The organism is Streptomyces sp. NPDC037401, assembly GCF_055602345.1.
Window position 1 is genome coordinate 76298 of sequence record NZ_JBVJWO010000026.1, and the last position, 12230, is coordinate 88527.

Sequence of the window (12230 nt, forward strand, 5' to 3'; positions counted from 1 at the left end):
TGCGGCTGTTCTCGGGAAGATGGGCCCATGAGCGCGACTGAGCTTCCCCCCGGCGCACACCTGGCCGTGCTTCGGAAGGCGCGCGGCGTGTCTCAAGCGCAATTGGCCCGCCAAGCGAACATCTCTGTCTCGCTGCTGTCGAAGATCGAGGTAGGCGATCGAACCCTCAGTCCTGCCGTTGCGGCAGAGCTGGGCAAGGTCATGGGGCTGACCATGGCGGAGGTGTTCGGAGAAGCCCCTGTAGAGCGGACGACCGAGGCGAGCCTCTCCGCGCTGCGGGGCGCGATCCGGGACTACGACCTCCCGGAGGGCCGTCCGGTCGTGGAGGATGCGCTCACGGCCGCCATCGATCCCGCGCAGAAGCTCCGCGAGAAGGTCAAGGTGGACAAGCTCCTCACGGCGCTCCCCGGACTTCTCAGGGACGCCACGGAGTGTGCGCACACTGCCAACACCCCCCAGGCCTGGATGCGGTTGGCCGATGTCTACAGCTCCGTGTACTGGCTTGCCGCCCGACACCGCTGGATGGACATGGCCGAGCTGGCCGTGACCCGCCAGCGGTGGGCGGTGGAACAGAAGGCCAATCCTCTCGGGGTGGCCGTGGCGGCCCGGGACCGGGCAGGCACCTACTTGAACTTCGGTGACGTGGAACGCGGCCTCAGCCTCGTCGACGGGGCCATCGGGCAGGCGCAGACGAGCCTGTCCGGGGAAGAGCGGGACATCGCGGTGTGCATCCTGAACCTGCGGGGGATGACGCTGGCAGGCCGGCTTCTCGACAAGCGGGAAGCCAGGCGTGAAGCTCAGCGGCACATCCGGTCGGCCACTGCGATCTCGGAAGGCCTGCCCGGCGAGCTGAACGTGCATGGGCTGACGGTGGGTCCGCAGAACACGTTCACGCACATTCTGGCCACGAATGTGGATCTCGGCAGGCCCCGTGATGCGCTCGCCCTCACAGACGATCTCGCTCGCGCCGTGGCCGGGCTTCCGCCCACGCGCGTGGCGCCCACCTACATCAACGCGGCCCGCGCACAGCTTGACGTAGGCGACTGGGATGCGGCACTTGAGAGTCTGTACATCGCCTTCGGTGTAGCCCCCCAGATGGCACGCATCCACCCCATGGGGCGGGAAGTCCTGCGGGTGCTGTCCTCCCTGCACCGCCGGAGCAACGACAAGCTGACCCGGCTGACCCGCCTATCAGGGATGAGTCTCTGACGGTCCTCTTCGAGGGTGCCAATCGTTGACGTATTCACCAACCGTGGTGAGGTGTTGGAGACCTGGCACTATCAGTGGCATCGCCCTAGGGAGTCGTGAGCCGGTGAGTGAAGGCGAGATCGGAGCCGCTGCGCGGGCACTGTGTGCCGCGCTCATGGAACACGCAGCAGCGTGTGAGAGTGACCCGGGAAGCGCACCTACGATCCTTCCCCTCGTGGAAAAGATCCGTGGCCTGGCGCGTGAGTACGGCGACGTACTCTTCGAAGCCTCGGGGTGGCCGAATCCTCTGGCAGGGGTCGACGACCCCGGCTCAGACCCGCCCGCAGGGCCTCCCGCGTCCGGCGACGCGCCGGGCGAGGGGACTTGGGTGTCGATCGGCGACAATCACGCCGTATTCGTCGAGAACCCGACCGAGCTCCTGGCGTACGCGGAGGAACGAACGGGCAGCAAGGCCCCGGGGGTCGTCGAAGCCCTGCGCGCACTCTGCCTCTCGGACGGCTGGAATCCGGACTCCTACCCACCAGGTCTCGTCCGGACTGATTGGCGGTCTACCGACGCTTGCACGGGATAGGGACGACGTACCTGCGTGCCTGCCCGTCATGGCAGGCACGCACGCCGGTTCGTCGCCGACTCAGGCCGGGACGTGGGTCAGGGCGATGCCGAAATGGGTGCCGTAGGCGGACATGAGTTCCGCATCGTCCGGCAGCGGGTCCTCCGTACGGCCCGCGGCGCCCGTCGTGATCAGCTTGCCGCCGCTGATCGTGATCCGGCCCGTCTCCGTCAGCAGCGTGCACACCGGCGCGCGCGTGAAGTGCGACTCCGGTGACGTGCGGTGCCACCAGGCGGCCGCCGTGAAGTCGGAGAGCTCGCAGGGGCGCAGCCGTAGGCGGTACTGCGGGTCGCCGTTCTGTACGACGTCCACGTCGCCGTCCGCCGCGTCCTCGATGCGGAACACCCCGCCCGGGTCCTTCTGGTCGCCCCGCTCGTCGAAGGCCAGCGGGAAGTGGCTGTGGTCCCCGAAGCCCACGTCCGCAAGCCACGCCGTGCCCTCGCAGTCCTCGACGCGCAGTGCCAGGTGCCCGTACGGGACGCCCCGGCCGCCGCCCGCCGGGAACACCCGCGCGTCCAGCAGCTGCACGCCGTAGCCGAGCGCGCGAAGCATCAGCGCGAAGGCACCGTTCAGTTCGAAGCAGAACCCCCCGCGCCGCGCCACCAGGAGCTTGTCGAGGAGCGCCTCCCGCTCCAGCGATATGTCCTCGCCGAGGTGGATGGACAGGTTCTCGAAGGGCACGGTACGCAGGTGCCGGAGATGGAGATCGCGCAGCGCCCCGGCCGTGGGCCGCTCGGGCCGCTCGGCGCCGATCCGCCGCAGGTACGCGTCGAGACGTGCTTCGGAAAGAGTGTCCATGCGCCCAGTTTCACCGAGCACACGGGCCGGGGGAGCGCTTTCCGGCGGGCGCGGCCGCCGGAGGCGGCGGACAATGACCGAGGGGGAGGCCCACCACCCCGCAGGAGGCAGCACATGTCCCGCAGCTACAGGAGGGCCGGTGCGCTCTGCGCCTGTCTGACCGCGGCCGTCGCCTTCGCCGTCCCGGTCTCGGCCGGCACCGCCCACGCCGAGGACCTGAACTTCACCCTCTACGCCAAGGAAGTCCCGGCCGGCGACAGCGGCCAGGGCACTGACGCGCCACCCGCACTCGGCGACTCCTTCGCCTTCGCAGAGGACCTGTACCGGGAGAAGGGCGGGCAGAAGATCGGCCGTGGCGGAGTGACCTGCACCGTGGTGCGCACCGGCAGTCCGGGCGACCTGCACTGCGTCGGCTCGTACGCCCTGACGGGCGGCCCGGGAGGCCAGGTGGCCGGGCAGGCGCTGCTGGCGGTCAGCCCGTCCGACGAGGCGCCCGCGGCGTTCGACATCGCGGTCACCGGCGGCACCGGCGACTTCAAGAACGTGAGCGGGTACGTACGCTCCACCCCCGACGGGGAGTACAGCCGGCTGGAGTTCCGCCTCACCCGCTGAACCCGAAGCCGAACCCGAACCCGAAGGTGCGGGGGGGCCTGCGCCGGGCCCCTCCCCCCCGACCGCGCCTAGAGACCCGGGCCGCGCACCGGGATGTGGGTGAACGTCGGCTCGGGAGCCGGGTTCTGGAAGAAGTCGTTGCCCTTGTCGTCCACGACGATGAACGCCGGGAAGTCCTCGACCTCGATCTTCCAGACCGCCTCCATGCCGAGCTCCTCGTACTCGACGACCTCGACCTTCTTGATGCAGTCCTGGGCCAGCCGGGCCGCGGGGCCGCCGATCGAGCCCAGGTAGAAGCCGCCGTGGCTGCCGCACGCATCCGTCACCTGCTGCGAGCGGTTGCCCTTCGCCAGCATGACCTTCGAGCCGCCCGCCGCCTGGAACTGCTCGACGTACGAGTCCATCCGGCCGGCCGTCGTCGGGCCGAAGGAGCCGGACGCGTAGCCCTCGGGGGTCTTCGCCGGGCCCGCGTAGTAGACCGGGTGGTCCTTCAGGTACTGCGGCATCTCCTCGCCCGCGTCCAGCCGCTCCTTGATCTTCGCGTGCGCGATGTCGCGCGCGACGACCAGCGGGCCGGTCAGCGACAGGCGGGTCTTGACCGGGTGCTTGGTCAGGGTCGCCAGGATGTCGTCCATCGGCTGGTTCAGGTCGATCTTCACCACGTCGGACGCGGCGTCGAGGTGCTCGTCCGTGGTGTCGGGCAGGAAGCGGGCCGGATCCTTCTCCAGCTGCTCCAGGAAGACGCCCTCGGCGGTGATCTTGGCGACGGCCTGGCGGTCGGCGGAGCAGGAGACCGCGATGGCGACGGGCAGGGACGCGCCGTGCCTGGGGAGGCGGACCACGCGCACGTCGTGGCAGAAGTACTTGCCGCCGAACTGCGCGCCGATGCCGATCTTCTGGGTCAGCTCGAAGACCTTCTCCTCCAGCTCCAGGTCCCGGAAGCCGTGACCCAGGGCCGAGCCCTCGGTGGGCAGCTCGTCCAGGTAGTGCGCCGAGGCGTACTTGGCCGTCTTGAGGGCGTGCTCCGCGGACGTGCCGCCGACCACGATCGCCAGGTGGTACGGCGGGCAGGCCGCGGTGCCCAGCGAACGGATCTTCTCCTCCAGGAACTTCATCATCGAGCCCTCGTTGAGGACCGCCTTCGTCTCCTGGTAGAGGAAGGACTTGTTGGCCGAGCCGCCGCCCTTGGCCATGAAGAGGAACTTGTACGCGCCGCCGTCGGTCGCGTACAGCTCGATCTGCGCGGGCAGGTTCGAGCCGGTGTTCTTCTCCTCCCACATGGTGAGCGGAGCCATCTGCGAGTAGCGCAGGTTCAGCTTCGTGTACGCGTCGAAGATGCCGCGCGAGAGCGCTTCCTCGTCGCCGCCCTCGGTCAGGACGTTCTGGCCGCGCTTGCCCATCACGATCGCCGTGCCGGTGTCCTGGCACATCGGGAGCACGCCCGCCGCCGCGATGTTCGCGTTCTTCAGCAGGTCCAGCGCGACGAACTTGTCGTTCGAGGAGGCCTCGGGGTCGTCGATGATGCGGCGCAGCTGCGCGAGGTGCGCCGGGCGCAGGTAGTGCTGGATGTCGTGGATGGCCTCGGCGGCCAGCGTGCGCAGCGCCTCCGGGTCGACCTTGAGGAACGTACGGCCGTCGGCCTCGAAGGTCGAGACGCCCTCGGAAGTCACCAGGCGGTACGGCGTGGTGTCCTCTCCCAGGGGGAGCAGGTCGGTGTACGCGAACGCCGGGACGGGGGGGCGGGGGCGCAGGGACATTGTGGCCATTCCTCACTCGGCAGACAGCGCTGGCGACCATTTGGCAGCGCAATGCACCAGCGTAGGTCCTGACCCCGGGGTGCTGTCTGTGAGGTAAGGCTCACTCAGCACTATCGCGATCTATCGTGTCTCGCTATGCTGAGGCCGTGGACCTCGAAAAGCACCCCGCGGCAGCGGCCGCCGAACACGCAGGGCCCGCCGGACACGCTGCGCTGCGGGCCTCCGACGCCGATCGCGACCGGATCGCACACGTCCTCGCGGACGCCCTCGCCGAGGGCCGCCTCACGTCCGAGGAACACCGTGAGCGCCTCGACGGGCTGTACTCGGCCAAGACCGTCGGAGAGCTGGAGCGCCTGGTGCGCGACCTGCCCGCCGGCCCGGGAGCCGGCGGTCGACCCGTCGGCCCCCACCTCGCCGCCGAACCGGCGCCCGTACCGCAGTGGACCGGCTCCCCGGACAGCGTGCTCGCGGTCTGCGGCAGCGCCGCCCGTCGGGGCCGCTGGCGGCCCGCGTCGCGCACGCGCGCGGTCGCCGTCATGGGCGACGTGTCCATCGACCTCACCCAGGCCGTCTTCGAACAGCAGCTCACCGAGATCAACGTGACCTGCGTACTCGGCAATGTCGAAATCGTGGTGCCGGAAAACGTCACGCTGCGGGGATTCGGAAACGGCGTACTCGGCAATTTCGACGTCCAGGCGAACGCCTCCGCCGAAGGCGATCCGCAGGCGCCCGTGGTGATCGTCCGCGGCTTTTCGGTACTGGGCAATATCGAGGCCCGGAACAAGTCCGGAGCCCGGCTCGTCGACCTCGCCGCCCGCCTCCGCAAGCACCCCCGGGCCTGACACAAGGGCGGTTCCGGCCGCTCACCGGGGGCGGGATCCGGTCGAAGTCTCCGGAAGTGGAACGCAGTGCATAGGCGTGCGTGCAGCGGGTAGGGACAGGTGCATCGTCTCTCGCTCGCGAATACGTCGTCAGGAGTAGACCGTGCAGCAACCGCCGCATCAGTCCTTGCAGGCAGCCGTCGTCCAGCGCGTTCCGAGTATCCCGAACCCGCGGCTGCCGATCAGGGAAGAGGACGGCCCCTGGCATTCCGACGCGGTCTGCCGCCGGGACGAGGCGGGACTCTTCTTCGCTCCGTCCAAGGAGCCGACGGCCGCCCGGCTGTCGCGCGAGGAGGCCGCCAAGCGCGTCTGCGCCCGCTGCCCCGTGATGGTGGCGTGCCGCGAGCACGCACTGCTCCAGCCCGAGCCGTACGGCGTGTGGGGCGGCCTGACCGCCGCGGAGCGCCGGGTCGTCCTGGCGAGGCGGCGCCGGCGCGCCGCAGAACTCCGCCAGGGCACCACCGCCGGCCCGGTCGCCGCCGCCGGCTGACCGTACGGACGGCCGGCGTCCTGACGTCTCCGGCGTCCCGGCGTACGCGCACCCATACCGACGCCGACGCACGCACGCACACACAGCGGTCCGCTTCGCCGGCGGACAGCCGCGAGGGGCGCTCCCACCGCACACGGGAGCGCCCCTCGGGTCTGTCCGGTCCTGCCGGCCCTGCTGCGCCTACTGGGCGCGGTCGAAGTCGATGGCGCTGTACGCGCGCAGCTTCGACAGGCGGTGCGTCGAGTCGATCTGGCGGATCGTGCCGGACTTCGAGCGCATGACCAGGGAGGACGTGGTCGCGGTCTCGGAGCGGTAGTGGACGCCGCGCAGCAGCTCGCCGTCGGTGATGCCGGTGGCGACGAAGAAGACGTTCTCGCCGGACACCAGGTCGTTCGTGTGCAGGACACGGCCCAGGTCGTGGCCCGCGTCCAGGGCCCTCTGGCGCTCCGCCTCGTCCTTGGGCCACAGCTTGCCCTGGATGGTGCCGCCGAGGCACTTGATGGCACAGGCCGAGATGATGCCCTCGGGGGTGCCGCCGATGCCCAGGAGCAGGTCGACGCCGGTGCCCTCGCGCACGGCCATGACCGAGCCGGCGACGTCGCCGTCGGAGATGAACTTGATCCGGGCGCCGGTCTCGCGGATCTCCTTGACGATGCCCTCGTGGCGGGGGCGGTCCAGGATGACGACCGTGATGTCCTCGACGGCCATGTTCTTGGCCTTGGCGACCCGGCGGATGTTCACCGAGACGGGGGCGTTGATGTCCACGAAGTCGGCGGCCTCGGGGCCGGTGACGAGCTTCTCCATGTAGAAGACCGCGGACGGGTCGAACATGGTGCCGCGGTCGGCGGCGGCGAGCACGGCGATGGCGTTCGGCATGCCCTTGGCGTTGAGCGTGGTGCCGTCGATCGGGTCCACGGCGATGTCGACCTCGGCACCGGTGCCGTCGCCGACCCGCTCGCCGTTGAAGAGCATCGGGGCTTCGTCCTTCTCGCCCTCGCCGATGACGACGACGCCGTTCATCGACACGGTGGAGACGAGGGTGCGCATGGCCCTGACGGCCGCGCCGTCCGCGCCGATCTTGTCGCCGCGCCCGACCCAGCGACCGGCGGCCATGGCGGCGGCCTCGGTGACCCGGACGAGCTCCAGGGCGAGGTTGCGGTCGGGGGCCTCGGGCGAGACCTCAAGCTGAGGCGGCAGGTTGTGCTCGGTCATCGGAGCGCACCTTTCTGTACGACGACGGCCGTGAAGGAGGGTGCTGGAACTCTATCGGTACGTCGACAAATTGAGCAGTGGGGGTCACGTATGAGCGGCATATCGGTATCCGCTCGGTATCTGATGCGGCCCGGCCGCGCCGCCGGGGCCCCCTGACGGTGATCGCCCCGGGCGATAGGGGACGATGGGTCCCGTGGCAGGTATGAAAGGCAAGCAGACGGTCTGGGACATGGTGCGGTCCCTCGCGGTGATCGGGGTCCTCGTCGCCCTGATCTACATGTGCATCCCGCACGACGAGGACGCGGATCCGACCCGGGTCGTCGACTACCGGGTCGAACTGATCACGGCCCGGCGCGCGGCCCCGTACCCGGTGGCCGCTCCCGTGGGGCTGCCGCAGGAGTGGCGGACCACCTCGGTGTCGTACGCGCGGCGGGACTCCAACGCCTGGCACCTGGGCTTCCTGGACCCGGACGACCAGTACGTGGCCGTCGAGCAGTCGACCGACCCGTCCGCGGACAAGTTCATCCGCAAGGTGAGCCAGAACGCCGCGGAGACCCAGGGGACCGAGCGGGCCGGCGACCTGACCTGGCAGCGCTGGGAGGGCCCCAAGTACGACGCGCTCGTCCGCAAGGAGCAGGGCGTGACGACGGTGGTCACCGGTACGGCCTCCTTCGCGAAGCTGGCCGAGATGGCCGCCGCGCTGGAGATGAAGCAGGGCTGAGGCCCCGTCCGCAGGTACGCACGTACGCAGCACGCAGCACGCGAAGAGGCCGGCCCCGGTGATCCGGGGCCGGCCTCTTCGCGTGCGGTGCCGAACGGCTCAGACCGTGGTGACGACCTGGTCGAAGGCGAGGCGCGGGGAGCGCGGGAACCAGGCGTCCTCGCCCGGCTTGCCGATGTTGATCACCATCAGCGGGGTGTGGTCGGCGTCCAGGAACTCCTTCTGGAGGCCCGCGAAGTCCAGACCGGTCATCGGGCCGGCGGCCAGACCGGCGGCGCGCACGCCGACGATGAAGTAGGCGGCCTGCAGCGCGGCGTTCACCAGTGCGGAGCTCTCACGCACCGGGCGCTCGGCGAAGAACATGTCCTTGGCCTGCGGGAAGTGGGGGAGCAGCGCCGGGAGCTCCTCGTGGAACTCGTTGTCCGCCGAGAGGATCGCGACCAGCGGGGCGGCGGCGGTCTTGGCCTGGTTGCCCTCGGCCATGTGGCGGACCAGGCGCTCGCGGGCCTCGGGCGAGCGGACCAGCGTGATGCGCAGCGGGGTCTGGTTGAACGCCGTCGGGCCGTACTTCACCAGGTCGTAGATGGCCTGCACCTGCTCGTCGGTCACCGGCTCGTCGGAGAAGGTGTTGGCGGTGCGGGCCTCGCGGAAGAGCAGGTCCTGAGCGGCGGAGTCGAGAACGAGGGACATCGGCGTGTGCCTTCCATTGGTGCTGGCTGTGCGACGTCTCCGACTCTACGGAGAGATAGATGAAATTTCAACTATCTCCGCCGCGGGATGTCGGGGGTCACAGGTTGTTGAGGGGTCAACGACCTCCCCAACCTGCCTGGGCAGGCATCTATTCCGCGTCGTCCGCGCGGCCCTCCGCCAGCGCCGAATCGAGGCGCGCCCGAGCCCCCTCCAGCCAGTGCCGGCACACCTTCGCCAGCTCCTCGCCCCGCTCCCAGAGTGCGAGGGACTCCTCCAGCGTCGTCCCCCCCGCCTCCAGGCGGCGGACGACCTCGATGAGCTCGTCCCGCGCCTGTTCGTAACCCGGCGCCGCGTCCGTACCGGCCATCAGAACCACCCTATGCATGTCGTATGTGTGTCGTACGAAAGGAACATTGCGCGCCGGTGAAGCCTCCCCGGAGCCGCTCGGGAGCCCGGTTCCGACCCCGCTCAGGAGTCCGGTCCGGCATCCGGCGACGCCTCGGCGCCCGGCGACTCCGGGCCCGCCTCCCGGCCCGCCTCCGGACCGGGCTCCGCCACGCGGACCGTGAACGCGCCCTCCGCGACCCGCGCCCGCAGCAGGTCCCCGGCCGCGACCTCCGCCGCGGAGCGCACCACGTGCCCGTCCGCCCGCTGGAGCACGGCGTACCCCCGCTCCAGCGTGGCCGCCGGGCTCAGCGCCACCACCCGGGCCCGCGTGTGCGACAGCTCCGAGTCGGCCCGGTCCAGCAGGTGCCGCAAAGTGCGCCGGCTGCGCCCGAGCAGCGCCTCCAGCTCGTCCTCGCGGGTCTCCACCATCCGCTGCGGATGGACGAACACCGGCCGGCCCAGCGCATGGGCGAGCCCCCGCTCCTCCCGGTCCAGCAGCCCGCGCACCGAGCGCAGCGCCCGGTCGCGCAGCAGACGTACCCGGTCCAGCTCCTCGCCGACGTCCGGGACCACCTTCTTCGCCGCGTCCGTGGGCGTCGACGCCCGCAGGTCCGCGACCAGGTCCAGCAGCGGGGAGTCCGGCTCGTGCCCGATCGCGGAGACCACCGGGGTGCGGGCCTCGGCCACGGCCCGTACGACCTGCTCGTCGGAGAACGGCAGCAGGTCCTCCACGCTGCCGCCGCCGCGCGCCACGATGATCACGTCCACCGCGGCGAGGGCGTCGAGCTCCTTCACGGCCTGGACCACCTGCGGCACCGCGTGCACCCCCTGCACGGCGACGTTGCGCACCTCGAAGCGCACCGCGGGCCAGCGCCGCCGGGCGTTCTCCAGCACGTCCCGCTCGGCCGCCGAGGCCCGGCCGACCACCAGCCCGACCAGCTGCGGAAGGAACGGCAGCGGCTTCTTGCGGTCCAGTGCGAACAGCCCCTCGGCGGCCAGCGACCGCTTGAGCCGCTCCAGCCGGGCCAGCAGCTCGCCGATCCCCACCGGCCGTATCTCCGTCGCCCGCAGCGACAGCTGACCGCGCGGGGCGTACCACTCGGGCTTCGCCAGCATGACGACCCGGGCGCCCTCCGAGACCACGTCCGCGATCTCGTCGAACACCGCGCGGTAGCACGTGACGCTCACCGAGATGTCGTGCGACGGATCGCGGAGCGTCAGGAAGACCACCCCCGCGCCCGGCCGCCGCGACAGCTGGGTGATCTGCCCCTCCACCCACACCTGACCGAGCCGCTCGATCCAGCCCCCGATGAGCCGGGACACCTGGCCGACGGGCAGCGGCGCCTCGGCCGACGTATTCAGACCCATGGGTGCAGGCTAACGGCCCGCACTGACACCGCCTCAGGCATCCGGCCGGGGACGACCGGGTGTTTCGCCGCCGTCCGGCCGCGGACCGTCCGGGGTTTCGCCGCCGTCCGGCCGCAGGCCTCCCGGGCCGTCCGGTGTTCCACCGCTCCGCCCGCGCTGCACGACCAGCACCACGAGCCCCGCCGCCAGCCACACCGCACCCACCAGCTGGGCCGTCCGCGAGGCCTCGACGATCACCGCGACGGTCACGGCCGCGCCCAGCACCGGCATCACCAGGTGCCGCCACCACACGGGCGGGCCCGCCATCCGGCGCACCACGAACCAGCCCACCACCGAGGCGTGCAGCAGCGTGAACGCCGTCAGCGCCCCGATGTCCACGACCGAGACCAGGTGGTCCAGCCCGTCGTCGCGCCGCGCCGCCCACACCGCCGCCACCAGCGTCACCGTCGCCGCGACCAGCAGCGCAGCCCTCGGGGTCCCGTCGTTCGTACGGGCCAGCACCCGCGGCAGCCGCCGCTCCCGGGCCATCGCGAACAGCAGCCGCCCCGCCGCCGCCTGCCCGGCGAGCGCCGCGAAGGCCGCCCCGATCGCCTTGCTGACCGCGACCAGGTCGTGCAGCCACGTGCCGACCGACGCGTCGACCGCGTCGTAGAAGGCCGGGCCCTGCATCGCCGGGTCGGCGGCGAGTTCCGCCGAGGACACCGGCGTGAGCAGCGCCGCCAGGTACGTCTGCGCGATGAACAGCACGCCGGTGAAGACCAGGCAGAACAGCACCGCCCGCGCCACCCGCACCGACCCGCCGGTCACCTCCTCCGCGAACGACGCGATCGCATCGAAGCCCAGGTACGAGAGCACGGCCACCGACACGGCGCCCAGCACCGCGGCGACCGAGAAGCCCAGCGAGCCGTCCCCCGTCAGCGGCGAGAGCCAGCCCCGCTGGGCCCCGTCGCGCACCAGCACGGTCACCGCCGCCACCAGGAAGACCAGCAGGACGACGATCTCCATCGCGAGCACCGCGAAACCGACGCGCGCGGCCGCCCGTACGCCCCACAGGTTGAGCAGGGTCGTCACGACCACCGCCAGCGCCGTCCACACCCACCGGGACACCTCGGGCACCAGGGCGTTCATCGCGATCCCCGAGAAGAGGTACGCGACGGCCGGGATCAGGAGGTAGTCCAGCATCGCCATCCACCCGGCGATCAGGCCCGGCCCCTCGCCCAGCCCCTTGCGGGCGTACGTGAACACCGACCCGGCCTGCGGGGCGACGCGCACCATCTGCGCGTAGCTGAAGGCGGTGAACGCCATCGCGACCGTCGCGGCCAGGTACACGAGCGCGACGGCGCCGTGCGACTTCGCGTCCAGGGTGCCGAAGACCCCGACCGGGGCCATCGGTGCGATGAAGAGCAGCCCGTACACGACCAGGTCGCGGAAGCCGAGGTTCCGGCGCAGCCGGCCGGGGCCCGCCGTCGTCGTGGCCTGATCGGCCGCCATGCCG

Annotated in this window: 12 protein-coding genes; 5 read left to right on the plus strand and 7 right to left on the minus strand. The window is 71.1% G+C overall.

All coding sequences use genetic code 11. The features are described from left to right. The first annotated feature begins 27 nt into the window (after positions 1-27). Positions 28-1209 (plus strand): helix-turn-helix domain-containing protein, encoded by a 1182-nt coding sequence (locus ACZ7H1_RS25725; protein ID WP_470790069.1) that lies wholly within the window; start codon positions 28-30, stop codon positions 1207-1209. A gap of 631 nt (positions 1210-1840) precedes the next feature. On the opposite strand, the gene ACZ7H1_RS25730 is transcribed toward ACZ7H1_RS25725, so the two are convergent. Beyond that, positions 1841-2617, minus strand: a complete 777-nt coding sequence (locus tag ACZ7H1_RS25730) for an arylamine N-acetyltransferase family protein (RefSeq protein WP_470790071.1) — start codon at positions 2615-2617, stop codon at positions 1841-1843. A 114-nt stretch (positions 2618-2731) separates the two neighbouring features. Between ACZ7H1_RS25730 and ACZ7H1_RS25735 the strand changes: the two genes are divergently transcribed. Beyond that, positions 2732-3229, plus strand: coding sequence for a hypothetical protein (locus ACZ7H1_RS25735; protein WP_470790073.1), 498 nt, complete (start codon positions 2732-2734; stop codon positions 3227-3229). 68 nt (positions 3230-3297) lie between these two features. On the opposite strand, the gene ACZ7H1_RS25740 is transcribed toward ACZ7H1_RS25735, so the two are convergent. Beyond that, on the minus strand, positions 3298-4986 hold the full coding sequence (locus ACZ7H1_RS25740; protein WP_470790075.1) for a fumarate hydratase: 1689 nt from the start codon (positions 4984-4986) through the stop codon (positions 3298-3300). A gap of 146 nt (positions 4987-5132) precedes the next feature. Here ACZ7H1_RS25740 and ACZ7H1_RS25745 point away from each other — a divergent pair, with 146 nt between their 5' ends. After that, entirely contained in the window at positions 5133-5828 is a 696-nt protein-coding gene (locus ACZ7H1_RS25745) for a DUF1707 SHOCT-like domain-containing protein (protein WP_470790077.1), read from the plus strand. A 142-nt stretch (positions 5829-5970) separates the two neighbouring features. Beyond that, complete coding sequence (locus tag ACZ7H1_RS25750; RefSeq protein WP_470790079.1) at positions 5971-6357, plus strand: WhiB family transcriptional regulator; 387 nt, start codon at positions 5971-5973, stop codon at positions 6355-6357. Between the two features lie 180 nt (positions 6358-6537). Here the strand turns inward: ACZ7H1_RS25750 and glpX are convergent, their stop codons facing one another. After that, on the minus strand, positions 6538-7569 hold the full coding sequence (gene glpX / locus ACZ7H1_RS25755; RefSeq protein ID WP_470790081.1) for a class II fructose-bisphosphatase: 1032 nt from the start codon (positions 7567-7569) through the stop codon (positions 6538-6540). Between the two features lie 202 nt (positions 7570-7771). Between glpX and ACZ7H1_RS25760 the strand changes: the two genes are divergently transcribed. Beyond that, positions 7772-8290, plus strand: a complete 519-nt coding sequence (locus ACZ7H1_RS25760) for a DUF4245 domain-containing protein (RefSeq protein WP_470790131.1) — start codon at positions 7772-7774, stop codon at positions 8288-8290. A gap of 99 nt (positions 8291-8389) precedes the next feature. On the opposite strand, the gene ACZ7H1_RS25765 is transcribed toward ACZ7H1_RS25760, so the two are convergent. The 4 genes from ACZ7H1_RS25765 to ACZ7H1_RS25780 all read right to left on the minus strand — a co-directional run bounded on the left by ACZ7H1_RS25765 (position 8390) and on the right by ACZ7H1_RS25780 (position 12226). Then, positions 8390-8980, minus strand: a complete 591-nt coding sequence (locus tag ACZ7H1_RS25765) for a malonic semialdehyde reductase (protein ID WP_470790083.1) — start codon at positions 8978-8980, stop codon at positions 8390-8392. A 148-nt stretch (positions 8981-9128) separates the two neighbouring features. Beyond that, on the minus strand, positions 9129-9347 hold the full coding sequence (locus ACZ7H1_RS25770; protein ID WP_470790085.1) for an exodeoxyribonuclease VII small subunit: 219 nt from the start codon (positions 9345-9347) through the stop codon (positions 9129-9131). A 101-nt stretch (positions 9348-9448) separates the two neighbouring features. Next, complete coding sequence (xseA, locus tag ACZ7H1_RS25775; RefSeq protein ID WP_470790087.1) at positions 9449-10735, minus strand: exodeoxyribonuclease VII large subunit; 1287 nt, start codon at positions 10733-10735, stop codon at positions 9449-9451. A 33-nt stretch (positions 10736-10768) separates the two neighbouring features. Continuing rightward, positions 10769-12226: an APC family permease gene (locus ACZ7H1_RS25780; protein ID WP_470790089.1), complete on the minus strand. Its 1458-nt coding sequence runs from the start codon at positions 12224-12226 to the stop codon at positions 10769-10771. Between the last annotated feature and the right edge of the window lie 4 nt (positions 12227-12230).